Consider the following 16,726-nt stretch of genomic DNA (forward strand, 5'->3'; position numbering starts at 1 on the left):
GCCAGTTACATTCAAATGGCTAGTTGATCAAGTAGCAATTGTCGCAAGGAACGCCATGAGCGACTGCCCAGAGATTCTGCCTGATGAGTCAAGGTAACGTAGGCACGCCCGCCAATGCCTGATGAGGTCACCCCAGCAGGCAATTCCAGCTCCAGATGAAACACCGGCTCCACCGTCTCCCATTGCTGCTCAGAGCCAGAGGCCACAGCGATGGCACCGGGCCCGTTACCCGCCAGTGCCTGACTGGGCAATTGCCGATCCCCAGCGGGGGTTTGCTGAATCAGTGTGGCCTCCAGCGGCTGCGAGAACTGCTCAGCCAGCCTGACGCTAATATGATCGACACCGGCCTTCACTCGAGATATATCGCTTTGACGAACCACCGCCTTAACGTGCAACGACTCCTGATTGACAATATGCCCTAGCGAGGCGCCCGCTTCGACAAACTGCCCCACACGCAGCAAACGCGAATCCAGTTTGATGGTGCCTTGCGCACCGGCTCGAACCTGTAATGAGGCCACACGATCCGACAGTGCTGCCAAATTCTTGCGCTTCTCCTGCAGATCTTCACGATACGACGATGCACTGTCCTTGTCATTACTTAAAGCTGCCTGCACTTGCACCTTGAGAACCTCAAGCTCGCTTTGGGCCACCGCCAGTTGCTTGTTGAGCACCGGAGCGTTCAGTGTCAGTAACAACTGACCCGGCAGAACAAGCTGCCCATCGCTGATATTCAGGCTGGCAATCTCCCCAGACTGTGGTGCATACAGTCGAGCCTGCACAGGTACAGACACCACCCCTTGCGCCCGCGTGCTGGTAGGCATAGGAACCAGAAAAACCAGACCCATAAACATTGCCACCAGCGTACTGGAGACCATTATTCCCCTGGTCCTTTGCCCTGCCAGCTCGGAGGAATGGGCCAGGTAACCCACGCCTTTGAATAGCGGTTTAACGGCCAGCTGATAGAGGGCAAAAATCGCAAGCAAAGATCCCAGAATAGGAAAACGGGTTGCCAGATACAGGGCAATGCCCATGGTAATCACCCAACGGTAAACACCTGCACTCACCCCATAAAGAAAAAGCCACCGCCGCTCCCCCATACCCGATACCGGCGAGACAGCAGATTTTATATTAAGCAGATAACGCCGAAGCAGGTAACGCAGATAACGTGTGGCACGTGGTGCCAGGTTGGGAATATCCAGTAGATCTTGCAGGATCTGATAGCCATCAAATTTCAATAAAGGATTGGCATTGAATAAAACAGCCGACAAGGAGCCTGTCAACGCCAGCGCAAAGGCCATCTCGTGAATCAGCCCCGGTTCCACCAACGACCAGATAACAAGTGCAAGAGAAGCCACCACGCCTTCTGCCAGCATGCCGGCGGCACTCACCAGAATGCGGCGTCGACGGCTTTCAATCCGCCAGCTGTCTGAGGCATCCACATAGGGCACCGGCATCAGCACCAAGAGCGTAATACCCATCTCGTGCACAGCGCCTCCAAAGCGTTTGACGGCTATGGCATGGGCAAATTCATGCAGACATTTTAGAAACGGATACACCACGATCATCTGCCACCATTGATGCGGCGAACGAGCCATGAATGCCAGCTGCTCACCGAGTGCCTGTGTATTGACTGCTGCGACCAGAAAGCCGACGAGCAACAACAATAGTGCAAGCTGAACCATACGTGTGACAGAGACAACACGGCCTGCCTGAACCAGTGCTGCCAGGCGCTCATCCGGGTCCAACAGAGCAAAGCGCACCGCCAGCGGGTTATGCCACGCCCGCGGCTTGCGCTGATCAAACTGCTCGGCCTGCCGCTGTAAATGACTTTGCGCCTCAGCACTGCCTAAACTTATCAGCCCCAGATTAACCAGCGATAACAAGGCCGTAGCCAGAGCTTCAAGCGCTTCATCAGATAAAGAAATGCAGGCTTGTTCCAGCAGTTTTTCAATCGAGGTTTTAGCGTCAAGCAGATGTACCACCTGCCTTGCCAGCCCGTCGATTCTGACATGCTGGCCGGTTACCTCATTGTGCATGAAGGTCCACGGTTCTGAGCGCACCATTCGATCCTGATAGTGCACACCAACAACTCGCTGAGGTCGAAGGTGACGCACCCACTGCCACTGAGAGGGTTGCAGATTACTCACCCTAGCGAATCAGTCCCAGATGCCACAACCAGATCTTGACGGACTCACGCAATCGACGGGTATATACCCAGGCCAGAGATTGCGTACCGACTTGTAGTTTTGCGACCCCTTCCATTCCCGGACGTATGGCATCGGTTTTGTTATTCAGCTGTGCAGGCACCTGAAAGACATTGCCTTCATCCGTGCTTGTAGCCACCGGCAGCACCGCCTCGATGGTGGCTTCCCATATTCTGTTTGGCTGCGCCGCCAGCCGAACCCGGGTAGCTTGACCCGGCTTGACCAGCCCTACATCGCGCTCATCCACATCCAGTATCAATCGATAGGCATCACTGGAACCTACGGTAAACAGGGTATCCCCCTGCACCACCGATGAACCCAGCTGCTGACTCAAATCACCGCTGAGCACCACCCCATCAAAAGGTGCCCGCAGTTGCGCACGGGATAACTGTCGATCAACCAATAACTGCTCGGCCTCTATACGCGTGGCATCAGCACGCAGACGAGCAAGCTCGACCCGATCACGCGATGCCAGCGCCAAGTCCCGAGCCTGATCATTCTTGTTGGCCTCACTATGCCATTTACCTACCGCCAGCGTCAGATCCCTATCATCAAGCGTTGCCAGCAGTTGCCCCTTGCTGACACGATCACCGGCCCGCGCATGTGACGAGGCAATAAAGCCTGCCTGGGGAGCTACCAACACTTGTAGATCCTGAGCTTCAATCAATGCTCTGGCGCTGATGCGATGTGGCACCGGCCACAATAGAACCACTGCGGCCAGCAAAGCCCCAAAAATAGTGAACAACCGCCTACGAGTCATCGTGCGCCAAAAACTGACATCCAGCCATAGGCCAGCCTGTTGCCTACAGCGTTGCAACAGACCCGTATGTTCACGCACTCTACCCACCAGTAGACTACAGGCAGGTATCGCCTTTAGCTGAATACTCTCCTGTTCTGCCTGATCAAATTCACTCTCGGCAGCACGCTCGAGCAGAACCACCACAATCGTTGCATCCGCAGGTGGTGAATGTTCGATGCAAGCATCAGTGGCAGTCTCGGCATGTACGCAGGCAATGGATGACAATCTGCCCTGATCTTCAAACAGGCGGAAACTAGCCGGATACTGAGCCTCCATATAATCAGGCAGCTTGCCATGAAACAGACGCGGCTCTTTGCTATCAAGCATCTCCTGCATGGTAGATACAATCTGACTAGGCAACACCTTGCGGGCATCAATGCGCGATTGGTCCGACATGGCCAGAAGCTGCAAGTGTGATGAGCCGCAATGCCGGATAGCCAATGAGACCCGTTGACAGTTATGTATCCGTTTTAAAGTATTAACGATAGCAATGGCCATCGAGACAGGACTACGACAGGCCAGTAATGATGCCAACGTTGAATCGGGTGAAACCGGAGTTACACGATCAGGCGGGTATAGCCAGGTGCTGGCCCATCGGCACAGATTGACACAGGCTTCACGTTGTTTAGCGGCCAAAGGAGGGCCGCTGAAGATCAATACGCGATCAAAGGGCTTTGAAGCTTGTCTCAAGGGAATGGCAAACAGTACGGTACCCGAACTCGCTTTGGGATTGAGTTTGACCGAGGTTACTCGCCCCGACACCAGTGCTTTTCTGGCGACCAGCATGACAGCAGCCGGCGCTTTGGCATCAACGGGATATGAATGCGTAATAAATGTACCCGCCGTTGCCCCCTGCTCTATTACCCCCAACCACTCACAAGCAGGCAGCAGCGGACGCAGCCAGCCAAGCCACCCTGGCACGCCGGCATGCGCATCGATAGGCAGGCGGGTCTCTGACTGATGATGTCGTTCAGGGGCCTCTACAGCCATGACAATTTCCCAGGACTCCGTTGGGGAGGTTATCTGGTGGGAAATTGCAACTTGTAGGCCATTGATGGAATTGCCGTGGCGAACGAGGGAGGGAGGGAGGCCCGCTCACCGTGCAGGCTATCAAACATCATTCCTGAAAGCGACGCTGATGCCGAAGACATGAAATTTTAAGCAGTGGGTCAGATTCTGGACAAGCCTGGTTTCGCAATCCACAACACCTTCCTTCGCCTTGTTTCTACAAAATCCCCTTGTTACATGCCTTCAACTGCTCCATGAGTGCCTCATCATCACGGCGGCTCAGTGAGAAATCACTGGCATAGGACGGCAACTCTGCCCCTGTGACCCAGGCCGCACACAACTCACCCGCAGCACAGGCGGACATGGTGCCAAAGCCTGAGAGTGCGCAGTTCATGAATGCACCCTCGACTCCCATCGGACCGATGAGGGGCCAGTTTTCTTCAGTCATTGTGTACCAGCCGCCATAATGATGCATGTTACGCGGCAACTGACCGTAGTAGGCTTTCAGCGAGGGATTGAGTCGGGCAGCACCGCGCAGAACCACATCAGGGTAATGATCGTCCAGAGGTAATTGCCGCGTCGGTTCAGCAGGATTCTGATTATAGGCCCAACCTAGTTTTATCCAGCGCCCTGCATCCCCGCCATCGGGTCGACAATGTATGGCACCAGGCATTGACTCTGCCAACCAGCGAAAATCCGGATCCTCCAACAGCATCTCGCGCTCATCTTCCAGCCAATCGATATCTTGCCCATCCAGGTCAATTGAAAAGGGCATATCTCTTGGAATAAGCTGTTGACGATCCTCGAAAGCAATCTTTTGCTGGAAGGTATTGAACACGGGTAGCGAAGTATCCAGCATTCTGGCGATATCATTCGCAAACGGGCCAGCGGCATTCACGATCTTGCCCGCGCTGATTGACCTACGGCCTGTCTCACCAATGAGCTCCAATGTAAAGTCGCCTTTATGCTTTATTGCCTTGACTGTACCGTTAATACGTTGCGCCCCCTTCTCGCGCAGATACTCCAGCATGTGCATGCCCAGTTGCTGGCCACTGATATCACCACCACGACGAATATGGATGACAGTCTGGATGTCAGTCGCGTAAGAGGGGAACGTTGTCTTGATCAGATCGGGATTGCGCAAAATGTCCACACCTTCACGCACACCCTGCCAATCCGCCTTCAATGGTCGCTCATAACTGGACGCCTGCGAATCGTCGTGAAAACGCAACAGGCTTTCAGCTTCATCGCCCAACCCATCATGTAACTGCTGAAGCAACTCATCAATGTTGGATTCTCGGGTAGCCAATGCATAGCCTCGCCGATTCATATTGATTCTGTTGTCTGTTTCTCGGGCAATGTCCTCCAGCAAATCAATCGAACGATTCGTAAAAGAGACCATCGAGGGGTGCGGCCACCAGTTTCGATAGTTCTCACCGGACTGAGCAGAGGTAAACGCCATGGGCTGGCCACAGTCGATCAGGGCAATGTTACTGATGCCATGGAAGCGGCTCAGGTAATAGGCGGTTGCAAGCCCTATGGAACCACAGCCAATGACGGCGACATCGAAGGATTTTGAATTCATGAGGACAGGTACCGAGGCATCATTTTCTCAACAGTCAGATTAGCCAAAATATCGTATACGATTTCTAATCTTAGGATACTATTTTTTCTTATTGTATACTTTAGTGGATGAATTGCAATTGAAAGACTGTCATGAGAAATCTATCCACTCAAGATCAACCAGCCGCTTTCTACAACGTTTACCAGCACCTGAGAAAAGACATTCTTGCTGGAGATCTTCTGGGAGGCGCAGTGCTGAGGCAAGATGACATTGCCCTGCAGTATGGCGTGAGCAAAGTGCCGGTCAGAGAAGCGCTACGCCGTCTGGAAATGGAAGGTCTGGTGGAATTTCGCCCCCGACGAGGCGCTATCGTCAAACAGGTCACTGATAGTGACTTGCTGGAAATGCTGGACATTCGCATTGCATTGGAATGCCGTGCTCTGGAGCTGGCGATTCCGAACTTTGCCGACTCGGACTTCGATCTGGCGCAGGATGTTCTGGATGAATACGCGCTCACAACCGACAAGGAACGCTGGAGCGAATTGAACCAACGTTTTCATGGCTGTATTCTGGAACCCTGCGGCAACCACCAGTTACTGGCACTTATCAATGACTTCGAGCAACGCGTGGGGCCTCTGGTGCGCCTGCGTGTCACCGAGACAGCAGGCCTCGAGCGCCCAATGAAGGAGCATGCAGAGATTCTCGAACTCTGCAAAGCCCGAGCAGCTGAACCCGCAATCAAAGCACTGCGGGCTCACATAGAAACAACTCATCGGGAAGTCGCCGCCGCCATTCGCCGCAACGCTAACAAGGGCCCTTGATCTGCAAATGATCGGCAGTTTTGTGGGTCGACTTCATTCTCCACGCGGGAAACGTTGTTTCTCTTCCACGGTATCAAGGTTCATGTGGTTACGCATGTAACGATCCGATGCTTTCTGCAAGGGCTGGTAATCCCAAGGATAATACGCACCGTTTCGCAAAGCTTCATACACGACCCAGCGTCGTGCCTGCGAACGCCGAACATCATCGTCAAATCGATCAAGATCCCAGCGCGCATCTGCCAACGCACTGAGTCTCTCCAACACCTGCGCATAGGCCGGATCCTGCGCAAGATCCGTCAACTCATGAGGATCATTGGCCAGATCAAACAGCAAGTCCGGATCCAGCTTGCAACGCACGTATTTGAACTGCTCGTCACGCAACGCCACCAGTGGCGCATAGGAAGCCTCAGCGGCATATTCAATCGCAACAGGGCCACGCTTGAGCTTTTCCTGCGCAACACCCATCAGACTCTGGCCTTCTGTCCAGGGTAAAACAGCTTTCATATCGACACCGGCAAGCTCGGCCAGTGTTGGGCAGACATCAATTGTCGAGGCAGGTGCATCATAGCGACCCGGCGGTACACCGGGAGCTGAGATCATCAAGGGCACGCGTGAGGATCCTTCAAACATACTCATTTTGAACCACAGACCTCGCTCACCGAGCATGTCCCCATGGTCTGAGACAAATAGTATGGCGGCCTCTTGCCGAGTACTTTCCAGGACATCCAGGATTTCACCCACCTTGTCATCCAAGTAGCTGATGTTGGCAAAATAGGCTCGACGAGAACGACGAATATCCTCCTCCTTGATATCGAATTTGCGCCAGTCATTAGCATCAAAAATACGCTTGGAATGGGCATCCTGCTGCTCATAGGGAATGGCAGGAATCTCGGGAAGCAGATGCTCACAGCCTTCGTATAAATCCCAGTATTTTTTGCGTGTGACGTAAGGATCATGCGGATGGGTGAAACTGGCCGTCAGGCACCAGGGACGCTCGTCACGGCCACGCGCAAGATCGTACAGCTTGGCACAGGCGTGATAGGCCACTTCATCATCGTATTCCATCTGGTTGCTGATCTCTGCAACACCTGCCCCCGTAACCGACCCCAGGTTGTGATACCACCACTCGATACGCTCGCCAGGTTTTCGATAATCGGGTGTCCAGCCAAAGTCTGCAGGATAGATGTCAGTGGTCAATCGCTCTTCGAAGCCATGCATCTGATCCGGCCCGACAAAATGCATCTTGCCTGACAGACAGGTGTAGTAACCCGCAGCTCGAAGATGGTGTGCGTAGGTTGGAAGATCGGACGGGAATTCTGCAGCATTGTCGTAAACACCCGTCACCGAGGGCAACTGGCCGGACATGAAGCTGGCACGTGCGGGGGCGCACAAGGGAGATGCGGTATAACAATTTGAAAAGCGCGCTGAGCGTTCGGCTAATCGTTTCAGATTAGGCGCATGCAGCCACTCGGCCGGGCCATCCGGGAACAAGGTTCCGTTCAGCTGATCCACCATAATGATGAGTATATTCATAGTCAGACGGTACTCGGTAATAGCCAATCGCGACAGCGATCCCTGTGCCCTATCTTGATTGAATACGCCAAAGTTTTGTAGTAGGGTCGTGCCGATGACAGACCCAGTAAATTCCTATACCACGCTTGCAAAGTGTTCCGCGGATCTTTGTGCCTTCATGCTCGTGTGTGAACTGGGCAAGCTGTCTGCTGCGGCACAAGTGATGAATATTTCTCAGCCCAGCCTGAGTCAACGCATCAAGAATCTGGAATCTACGGTGGGTCGGCAGCTTTTCGTCCGACACTCCAGCGGTGTTGATTTAACACCACAGGGCAAGCTCTTGCTGCAGTTGCTGGAGGATCCACTCAAACAAGCGGCCACTCGTTTTCAGGAGTTTCAGACGAAGCAGACAAGCGATCGGGTTACGATCTCGGTAGATCATGCCTTCGCCTCGTTCTGGTTGCTGCCGCGCCTGCCACAGTTGCGTGAAAAGTCAGGCTCTACCGATATCTGCATCGTCAGCTCACAGGACCCATTTGTTAACGCCACCCCTGAAACAGACATCACCATTTTCATGGCTCAAGCAAAGGATGTGTCTGCAGGCTCGACCTGTTTACTGCAGGAACAGGTTTCAGCCATTTGCAGTCCACAATTTCTGGCCGATAACCCGGGTATTGACAGCCCGCAAGCGCTGCTTGAAAGAGGCTCACAGCTGCTGCACCTGAACACGCCCGGCACGCATACAGCCTGGCTGGATTGGGCCAAGTGGCTTGCAGCGTTGAATGCTTCACCTGAACAGCTGCCGGCTGAAATCGTGTTCAACAGCTATGAAATGATTATCAAGGCTGCATGCCAGGGTCAGGGAATCGCGCTGGGCTGGCATGGGCTGATTGACGATCTGTTGGCAGAAGCCGAACTGGTGGTGCTGTTGCCAGATACCGTCAACACCGATGTCGGTTATTACATCGAATTGGCGGGTACCAGCAAATCGTCAAAAACAGCTCTGATCCGGGACTGGGTTGTAGACCAGATCAACACCTGAGCCAAGCCCGGAACCACTCACTCAGGTAACGGATTGCGCTACCTGGAATGCCGGATCTGCCCAGCGTTTGTTATCCAGAATATCCTGCAGGATATCAACCGCTGCCACCACATCCGCCTCGTCCAGATACAGTGGTGTGAAGCCGAAGCGCATGATATTGGGAGCGCGAAAATCCCCGATAACGCCCTTGGCAATCAATGCCTGCATAGCGGCATAACCGTGTTCAAAGGCAAAGGATACCTGTGAGCCTCGTATTGTCGCATCACGTGGACTAGCCAGGACCAGAGCCGGACAACGTCGCTCGACTTCTGCTATGAAGCGCTCGGACAAGGCCACGCTTGTTGCTCGCAGATCATTCATGTCCACATCGTTCCAGACATCCAGTGCCGCTTCCAGTGCACTCATCTGGATAACCGGCGGTGTGCCGACCCGCATTCTTTCGATGGAAGTAGCAGGACGATAACCTTGTTCGAATGCAAACGGAGAGTCGTGCCCCATCCAGCCCGACAGTGCTGGCTGGGCGGTCTCGATCAGGTCAGGGCGCACATAGATGAAGGCCGGAGAACCGGGGCCACCATTGAGGTATTTATAGGTACAGCCGACGGCAAACTCACACCCGGAGCTGGCAAGCTCTACCGGTACCGCACCCGCACTATGGGCCAGATCCCACAAACTCACAGCACCGGCTTCATGGGTGAGCCTGGTAATGCGTGCCATGTCATGCATGCGACCGGATCGATAATCCACCTGTGTCAGCATCACCACAGCCACTGTTTCATCGATGGCTTGTTCGACAGCCTCAGGATCCACAACTCGCAGCTCGTAGTCCTTGCCAATGGTATCGATCAAACCTTCTGCCACATACAAATCGGAAGGAAAGTTGCCATTATCAGAGAGGATAACCCGGCGTTCGGGGCGCATTTTCACAGACGCCGCCAATGCTTGAAAGACCTTGATGGACAGCGTATCCCCCATCACCACACTACCCGCCGGTGCCCCCACCAGCGCTGCAATTCGGTCACCGACACGGCCCGGTTGTTCCATCCAGCCTGACTCATTCCACGCACGGATCAGCTGCTCGCCCCACTGCTCATTGACGACCTCGGCTATGCGCGCAGGCACCGCTTTGGGCAAAGGCCCGAGGGAATTTCCATCCAGGTAGATGACACCTTCAGGAATTGAAAACAGATCTTTTCTAGGTAGCGACTGGCTCATGGTTTCCATCTCATCAAGTCAAACATCAGGCTATGCAAAGGTTAGCAACGTTCATGGGTTTCACAGTCCGCCACGCATATGCCATAACTCGGGAAAGAGCTCAACTTCCAGCATACGCCGCAGATACTTGACACCACTGGTGCCACCAGTACCGCGCCGAAAGCCGATAACCCGCTCTACCGTGGTGACATGATTGAAACGCCAGCGTCGAAAGTAGTCCTCCAGATCGACCAGCTTTTCAGCCAGCTCATAGAGTACCCAATGCTCTTCTGGTGCCCGATAGATCTTGGTCCAGGCGGCAATGATCTCGTCGCTGGATTCATGCGGTGTATTCATGCGATACACCTCGGGCGCGAATGTCGTACCCGTTTCCACTTCCAGTGCATTGAGCGCAACATGGTATAGGGAGGGTTTCTCCAGCTCGGCTGCCAGCCTTGCGTGCAGGTCCGGTCGATGCTCATGGACTTGCAGCATATTGGTATTACGATTTCCGAGCATGAACTCAATCAGCCGGTACTGGTGGGATTGGAATCCCGAGGAGGCTCCCAGATCATCACGAAAATGAGAATAATCGCTGGGGGTCATGGTTCTGAGCACATCCCAGGCATTATTCAACTGCTCGAATATTCGAGCCACACGCGCCAGCATCTTGAAGGCCTGATTGTGCTTGCCGGCGGCGATCAATGGCCGGGCAGCACTGATTTCGTGCAATATAAGACGCATCCAGAGCTCGGATGTCTGATGCTGGATGATGAACAACATTTCATCATGGGCCGAAGACAAGGGCCGCTGTGCCGCCACCAGGTTGTCCATATCCAGGTAATCGCCATAGCTCATGTCGTTCTTGTACGACATCTTGGCACCGTCTTTTTCAGGATCGTAGGCGTCACTCATCTGGCTGTTATCTCATAGTGCAGTCAGACATCTTAGTGTAATCAGGTGTAAATGTGGCCAGGCGGCAGAGTCTCATACTCAACGACAAGTGCCTGCGTGACAACACGGCTGGCTGCGACTGGCTCATAATGAGTGGCTGCTCTCTACACTTACGCTATAGCCACCTTCTATGACTCATCGACAGTATTTGACACTTGCCGTGCTCGTCGCTCTCATGATGGCCATCGCCATCGGCCTCGGTCAGTGGTCTGCCAACCTGAATCCGGATGGCATCATTCCACACACACCCATAGCAGAGGTGGCACCTTCTGCAGAGTCGAACGAGGCCGCCGATGTGGTCGAATCGGTACCCGCAGAAGCACGCAGCGCATTCACCTTTGGCGCCTCCATGGGCTTGCTGGCAACAGGAATGCTGTATTGCATGCTGGCAGCGGTTCTGCTTTTGAAGGCAAAATCCCGAGGCTTTCCCGCTAGCAAATTCATCTACAGTGTGGCAGGGCTGGCGGTCGCCGGATTTGCATTGTCGTATCTGATAGACGACTATTTCTATTGAACAGACCGGTGCCTGAGCACCGGCCGACGTGCAGGTAGTTCTTACTCTGCCGGGACAATTCCGGCAGCATTGTTGGCCAGACCAGCAAGGGCCGCACTGATAGCCGTCAGACGCACATCCTGGCCGCTGATACCATGACGCTCTGCCAGATAAGCAGGATCGTTGTAGGCGATTGTCACCACACCATCCGCGTCTTCAAACACCAGCATCTTCTGCGGCAGATCGATACCAATGGTCTGCTCCGCCTGCATCAGCGGTGTGCCCGCATTCGGGTTACCGAAAATGACCAATCGCGTCGGGTTAAGATCCATTTCCACCGTCTGCGCATTGGCGGCATGGTCCAGCTCTGCGACCAGGATCAGCGCATCAGCGCTCTCAATTGAGGTAACCAACGCACTGTAGGTTGTGTCCATATCACGAGTACTGACTACCGTGATGATGCCCTCCCCCGGGAATGCTGAAGTTGAACCCTCCTCCGTATCTCCAGACGCCTCTTCAGCTGTGTTGCCTGATGCATTGCTTGCCAACGCATTCAAGGCATTGCCAATATTCTCTAGCGACGTCAGTGCTGCCTCGTTGCCTGCGATTGCATGTCGTTGTTGCAGGTAATCTGCTGAGTTGTAGGCCAGGTGTGTAGCACCATCTGCATCTTCCCAGGCAAGAATTTTCTGTGGCAGATCCAGTCCTGCCATCTGATTCACTTGCATCAGTGGCGTTCCCAGAGCAGGATTGCCGAACAATTGTACTGACGTTGGTCGTAGCTCTTCATCGATATTGGCTGCATTGGCCTGATGATCAATGAGAGGCAGTGATGTGATTGCCTCGTTATTGTCCAACGCCAGCTGTAACGCGCCAATAGCTTCACCAACCGGACGAGCACTATCGATGGTTATGAAACCCGGATTGCTGTTCAAGTCGCCATCGACGCCCCCTGTTGAATTGTCATCATCACTGCAACCGCTGACAACTCCGGCAGCAATGGCAACACTGAGGATGGCACCTTTAAAAAGGGCATTAGGCATCTAATTTTCACTCCGTTTTGATTGTTCAATTACCTCGCCTTGGAAAATCATTGAGGCAATAAGTTCCATCCTTTCGCCAATATGAACAGTTGGTAACGCGGAGCGCTTGTGACATCGACTTAGCGAGTGTGCCACTTGATGAATCTGACCCGGCATCAAGAGGCCAATAATCAGCCATGCAATATTCTTACAGCTGAATTTTCCGACTGCAGAATTAAAAAAACCCGCCAAAGCCACTGCCTGCAGACTCTCCACCATCTAACTAAACACTTCTAAATAGGTGTTTGCTAAAACGGAATATCATCGTCAAAATCAGTCTTGGCAGATGCCGCAGGAGCTTGAGGTGCCGCCGCAGGAGCTCTGGACCCTTGCGACTGGCCACCACCGCCACTGCTCTCACCACCACCCTCGCCGCCACGCGATATGCGCCAGGCTTGCAGATTGGTGAAATACTTGCCGTTCCACTCACGGCCACGCAGATCAAATTCGACTTCGATCGTGTCGCCTTCGGAATAATCATCCACCAGTGCACATTTGTCCTGCACTAACTGGAATTTGACCATCTGCGGGTATTGCCCGTCAGCCACTTCAATCACGAACTCGCGAGCCTGAAAGGATCCGCTTTTCTGTTCGGTATCAAAAATCTTTTCTAACTTTCCTTCGGCCTTGTAGCCCATGTATTAGCGCTCTACTTATTTGTTCGTGTATTGATTAACAGACCGGTGCGCTTATGCGCGGCCAGCCGGAATGATGGGGGTTCCTTGTTTTACATCGGCATTCTGTGCCCGATGACGCATGGCATGGTCAGCCAGCACCAGAGCCAGCATGGCTTCGGCGATAGGCGTTGCGCGAATGCCCACACAGGGATCATGACGTCCAGTGGTAATCACTTCAATATCATTACCCTGGATATCCACGCTGCGTCCGGGCAGACGCAAACTGGATGTCGGCTTCAGCGCCAGAGCTGCAGTAATGCTCTGACCCGATGAAATGCCGCCCAGCACACCACCTGCCTGATTCGACAGAAAACCCTGACTGGTGATTTCATCGCGATGCTCTGTACCACGTTGGGACACAGCGGCAAAGCCTGCCCCGATTTCCACACCCTTGACGGCATTGATACTCATCAAGCCATGTGCGATATCGGCGTCGAGTCTGTCAAAGACGGGCTCGCCCCAGCCAACCGGCACATTGTCCGCCTGCACATTGACCTTGGCACCAATAGAATCGCCATCCTTGCTCAGTTTCTGCATATAGGCTTCCAGTTCTGGTATCTGCGAGGCATTAGGCCAGAAGAAAGCATTGTTCTCGATTTCATCCCAGTCGAAGCCAGATCGATCCAGCACGATAGGGCCTAGTTGTGACAGATAACCACGCACCTTGACGCCACCGAACGAGGGCTGTGCCAGTGCAATCTTGGCAATCGAACCTGCGGCGACGCGCATCGCAGTTTCACGAGCTGAGGAACGCCCTCCACCTCGATAATCACGGAAGCCGTATTTTTGCTGATAGGTGTAGTCGGCATGTGCCGGACGAAACTGCTCTTTGATCTTGTCGTAATCGCGAGAGCGCTGATCGGTGTTGCGAATCAGCAAACCAATGGGCGTACCCGTCGTCTTGCCCTCGAACACGCCGGAGAGGATTTCCACCTCATCAGCCTCGCGCCGCTGTGTTGTATAGCGACTGGTGCCCGGTTTGCGCCGGTCCAGATCTTTTTGCAGATCTGCACTGGACAGGGGTAAGCCCGGAGGGCAACCATCCACGATACAACCCAATGCGGGACCATGACTCTCACCAAAGGTTGAGACGGTGAAGAGCTTGCCAAATGTATTTCCTGCCATGGGCGAGAGTATACCGCGCTAGTAGTCCTTCAACGTGATAATTGCGGGTTCAGAGGGGGCCACAATTAACACTTTGGGGCACGACTAATTGACTCGTTCAACATCTTGAACGTTCCTGAGTTGACGAATCTTGTCCATGATCGTGGTTAGTTCAGATGTATTGGCGATGTGCAGACCAATTTTCATATCGGCCGTCTGCGAGGCTTCATCGCTCAGTGTATTGACGGAGACGACATCGACGTTCAGCGCAGACAGAACCGTAGACACATCACGCAACAGCCCGTTACGGTCATACGCAATAATATGAATCTCGACCCGATACCGACTGCTACCGCTCTCCCCCCAGTCAACGTCAATCAGGCGCTCACGTTCAGATTCACGCAAATTGAGAATATTGCTGCAATCAGCCCGATGAATGGTTACGCCCTTGCCACGGGTAATGAAGCCAACGATGCTGTCCGGTGGTACCGCCTGACAACAGGGAGCAATGGTTGTCAGCAGATTCCCCACACCACGCACGTGAATCGCGCTATTCGAGTGATCCAGGCTATCTTGCCGATTGACAATGTCTGTAGATCGGGCAACCGGCTCTGCCAGGTGATCGATAGCACCGACGATCTGGGAGACCGTCACATCATTGCGACCAATGGCGACAAACAGATCATTGGCCTTGTCAAACTTCAACCGCTTGACCAGCGTATCGATGGCCAGCGAGGTGGCTCTATAGCGCTTGAGCTCACGGTCCAGAATGCTGCGACCATCACTCAGTTGCTGGTCATGGTCCTGCTGATTGAACCAGGCGCGCACTTTGCCGCGGGCTCGGCTGCTGTTGATATAACCCAGTGATTGATTCAGCCAGTCGCGACTGGGAGCGGGCTCCCGGGTGGTCAGTATTTCAACCTGATCGCCATTGGTCAGCGCATAGGTAAGCGGCACAATACGTCCGTTGATCTTGGCACCACGACAGCGGTGACCAATCTCGGAATGCACGTGATAGGCAAAATCCAGCGGTGTAGCGCCCTTGCTCAGATCGATGACCTCACCTTTGGGCGTAAAAACATAGACTCGCTGGGAATCCAGTTGCTGGGAAAAACCTTCGACCAGAAACTCATCATCATTATCATCGAGTAGCTGGCGCAGCGCATTGATCCCCTTCTGCAGATTCAGATCCACCGGTGCGCCTTCTTTATAGGCCCAGTGAGCTGCGACGCCATTTTCGGCATCATCATCCATCAGACGTGTACGGATCTGAATTTCCACCGGTTTGCCGCGCGGACCGATAACGGCCGTGTGCAATGAGCGATACCCGTTACCTTTGGGGTTTGCAATGTAGTCGTCAAATTCGCGACTGATCGGTTGCCAGATGCTGTGGGCAATACCCAGTACGCTGTAACACTGCTGGATATCATCGACCAGCACCCGAACCGCGCGTACATCGAAAAGATCAGAGAAGCCGATGTGCTTGTCGCGCATCTTCTTCCAGATGCTGTAGATATGCTTGGGACGACCAAAAACCGAGGCAATCTTGATACCGTGAGATTCCACACGGTTGGACAAATCGTTGACGAAATCCTCGATATAGACCTCTCGCGAGGCGCGGTTTTCCTCCAGTGCCTTGGCTATACGCTTGTAGGCCTCGGGCTCCACAATGCGGAACGCCACATCTTCCAGTTCCCATTTCAGCTGCCCCAGGCCCAAGCGGTTGGCTAGCGGGGTGTAGATGGTCAAGGTTTCCTGTGCAACCGCGATGCTGCGCTCGACTGGACCTGTCTTTATCAACTGATAAAGGCGCTGCGTCCGGTAGGCCAGCTTCACCAGCACCACTCGAACGTCGGTCACCATGGTGAGCACCATACGACGCAGGGTTTCAGCCTGATCGCCCGAGCCGAATGCATCACTGATCGTCAATGCATTCAACCAGCGCACACCATCGGTCAGCTGCGCGATTTCCTGGCCGTAGTGTTCACGGACAAAATCAATGGAATATTCCTTAGCAGCGACATCGGTGCCCAGCAGAGCGGACACCAGTATCGGCATGTCCGCTCGCATCTGCTTTAGCTGACCTGCCACGTGAATCGCTTCGGGATAACCGGTTTTGCGTTCTCGTACAGCCCAGCAATGTTCCACAGCTCGCCGAATGATAAGAGCCTGATTACGTGTACAGTTTTCTGTCAGGTAGTCCTGCGAGGACTCCATTGTTGCAAACGCTTCATCATCAGGACTGTAGGTATGCCTCATGGTCGCTCAAACA

General features: G+C 53.7%; 13 protein-coding genes. 3 read left to right on the forward strand and 10 right to left on the reverse strand.

Going from position 1 to position 16,726, the window contains the following annotated elements:
- Window positions 1–11: 11 nt before the first annotated feature.
- The 3 genes from IMCC3135_RS26185 to IMCC3135_RS26195 form a co-directional block, all read right to left on the reverse strand.
- Window positions 12–2,147, reverse strand: a complete 2,136-nt coding sequence (locus IMCC3135_RS26185) for an HlyD family efflux transporter periplasmic adaptor subunit (protein WP_088920272.1) — start codon at window positions 2,145–2,147, stop codon at window positions 12–14.
- A 1-nt stretch (window position 2,148) separates the two neighbouring features.
- Entirely contained in the window at window positions 2,149–3,993 is a 1,845-nt protein-coding gene (locus IMCC3135_RS26190; protein ID WP_088920273.1) for an efflux RND transporter periplasmic adaptor subunit, read from the reverse strand.
- Window positions 3,994–4,228: 235 nt separating this feature from the next.
- Window positions 4,229–5,596, reverse strand: a complete 1,368-nt coding sequence (locus IMCC3135_RS26195) for an NAD(P)/FAD-dependent oxidoreductase (protein ID WP_088920274.1) — start codon at window positions 5,594–5,596, stop codon at window positions 4,229–4,231.
- 131 nt (window positions 5,597–5,727) lie between these two features.
- Here IMCC3135_RS26195 and IMCC3135_RS26200 point away from each other — a divergent pair, with 131 nt between their 5' ends.
- Window positions 5,728–6,396 carry a GntR family transcriptional regulator gene (locus IMCC3135_RS26200; protein ID WP_088920275.1) on the forward strand — a complete coding sequence of 223 codons (669 nt, stop codon included), beginning with the start codon at window positions 5,728–5,730 and terminating at the stop codon, window positions 6,394–6,396.
- A gap of 33 nt (window positions 6,397–6,429) precedes the next feature.
- Here IMCC3135_RS26200 and betC read toward each other — a convergent pair whose 3' ends face one another.
- Window positions 6,430–7,929: a choline-sulfatase gene (gene betC / locus IMCC3135_RS26205; RefSeq protein ID WP_088922088.1), complete on the reverse strand. Its 1,500-nt coding sequence runs from the start codon at window positions 7,927–7,929 to the stop codon at window positions 6,430–6,432.
- 94 nt (window positions 7,930–8,023) lie between these two features.
- Between betC and IMCC3135_RS26210 the strand changes: the two genes are divergently transcribed.
- Window positions 8,024–8,950: a LysR family transcriptional regulator gene (locus IMCC3135_RS26210; protein WP_088920276.1), complete on the forward strand. Its 927-nt coding sequence runs from the start codon at window positions 8,024–8,026 to the stop codon at window positions 8,948–8,950.
- Between the two features lie 21 nt (window positions 8,951–8,971).
- On the opposite strand, the gene kynU is transcribed toward IMCC3135_RS26210, so the two are convergent.
- Together kynU and IMCC3135_RS26220 are read right to left on the reverse strand one after the other, a co-directional pair.
- Entirely contained in the window at window positions 8,972–10,165 is a 1,194-nt protein-coding gene (kynU, locus tag IMCC3135_RS26215) for a kynureninase (RefSeq protein ID WP_205737721.1), read from the reverse strand.
- Window positions 10,166–10,225: 60 nt separating this feature from the next.
- Entirely contained in the window at window positions 10,226–11,059 is an 834-nt protein-coding gene (locus IMCC3135_RS26220; protein WP_088920278.1) for a tryptophan 2,3-dioxygenase, read from the reverse strand.
- A 169-nt stretch (window positions 11,060–11,228) separates the two neighbouring features.
- Here IMCC3135_RS26220 and IMCC3135_RS26225 point away from each other — a divergent pair, with 169 nt between their 5' ends.
- The gene (locus IMCC3135_RS26225) at window positions 11,229–11,612 is read left to right on the forward strand and encodes a hypothetical protein (protein WP_157736279.1); all 384 of its coding nucleotides are present in this window, start codon (window positions 11,229–11,231) and stop codon (window positions 11,610–11,612) included.
- Window positions 11,613–11,653: 41 nt separating this feature from the next.
- Here IMCC3135_RS26225 and IMCC3135_RS26230 read toward each other — a convergent pair whose 3' ends face one another.
- The 4 genes from IMCC3135_RS26230 to IMCC3135_RS26250 form a co-directional block, all read right to left on the reverse strand.
- Window positions 11,654–12,634 (reverse strand): DUF302 domain-containing protein, encoded by a 981-nt coding sequence (locus IMCC3135_RS26230; RefSeq protein ID WP_088920280.1) that lies wholly within the window; start codon window positions 12,632–12,634, stop codon window positions 11,654–11,656.
- A 287-nt stretch (window positions 12,635–12,921) separates the two neighbouring features.
- Window positions 12,922–13,311, reverse strand: a complete 390-nt coding sequence (locus IMCC3135_RS26240) for a DUF3127 domain-containing protein (protein WP_088920282.1) — start codon at window positions 13,309–13,311, stop codon at window positions 12,922–12,924.
- Between the two features lie 51 nt (window positions 13,312–13,362).
- Window positions 13,363–14,475: a chorismate synthase gene (gene aroC, locus IMCC3135_RS26245; protein ID WP_088920283.1), complete on the reverse strand. Its 1,113-nt coding sequence runs from the start codon at window positions 14,473–14,475 to the stop codon at window positions 13,363–13,365.
- Between the two features lie 84 nt (window positions 14,476–14,559).
- Window positions 14,560–16,713 carry a RelA/SpoT family protein gene (locus IMCC3135_RS26250; protein WP_088920284.1) on the reverse strand — a complete coding sequence of 718 codons (2,154 nt, stop codon included), beginning with the start codon at window positions 16,711–16,713 and terminating at the stop codon, window positions 14,560–14,562.
- Window positions 16,714–16,726: the final 13 nt, after the last annotated feature.

Source organism: Granulosicoccus antarcticus IMCC3135 (assembly GCF_002215215.1).
GTDB lineage: Bacteria > Pseudomonadota > Gammaproteobacteria > Granulosicoccales > Granulosicoccaceae > Granulosicoccus > Granulosicoccus antarcticus.

Excerpts from the sequence above, each read along its gene's own strand:
- IMCC3135_RS26225 (WP_157736279.1), top strand. The coding sequence starts at position 11,229 with ATGACTCATCGACAGTATTTGACACTTGCCGTGCTCGTCGCTCTCATG.
- IMCC3135_RS26230 (WP_088920280.1), bottom strand. The coding sequence starts at position 12,634 with ATGCCTAATGCCCTTTTTAAAGGTGCCATCCTCAGTGTTGCCATTGCT.
- IMCC3135_RS26200 (WP_088920275.1), top strand. The coding sequence starts at position 5,728 with ATGAGAAATCTATCCACTCAAGATCAACCAGCCGCTTTCTACAACGTT.
- IMCC3135_RS26250 (WP_088920284.1), bottom strand. The coding sequence starts at position 16,713 with ATGAGGCATACCTACAGTCCTGATGATGAAGCGTTTGCAACAATGGAG.
- betC (WP_088922088.1), bottom strand. The coding sequence starts at position 7,929 with ATGAATATACTCATCATTATGGTGGATCAGCTGAACGGAACCTTGTTC.
- IMCC3135_RS26210 (WP_088920276.1), top strand. The coding sequence starts at position 8,024 with ATGACAGACCCAGTAAATTCCTATACCACGCTTGCAAAGTGTTCCGCG.
- IMCC3135_RS26240 (WP_088920282.1), bottom strand. The coding sequence starts at position 13,311 with ATGGGCTACAAGGCCGAAGGAAAGTTAGAAAAGATTTTTGATACCGAA.
- aroC (WP_088920283.1), bottom strand. The coding sequence starts at position 14,475 with ATGGCAGGAAATACATTTGGCAAGCTCTTCACCGTCTCAACCTTTGGT.
- kynU (WP_205737721.1), bottom strand. The coding sequence starts at position 10,165 with ATGAGCCAGTCGCTACCTAGAAAAGATCTGTTTTCAATTCCTGAAGGT.
- IMCC3135_RS26190 (WP_088920273.1), bottom strand. The coding sequence starts at position 3,993 with ATGGCTGTAGAGGCCCCTGAACGACATCATCAGTCAGAGACCCGCCTG.
- IMCC3135_RS26220 (WP_088920278.1), bottom strand. The coding sequence starts at position 11,059 with ATGAGTGACGCCTACGATCCTGAAAAAGACGGTGCCAAGATGTCGTAC.
- IMCC3135_RS26195 (WP_088920274.1), bottom strand. The coding sequence starts at position 5,596 with ATGAATTCAAAATCCTTCGATGTCGCCGTCATTGGCTGTGGTTCCATA.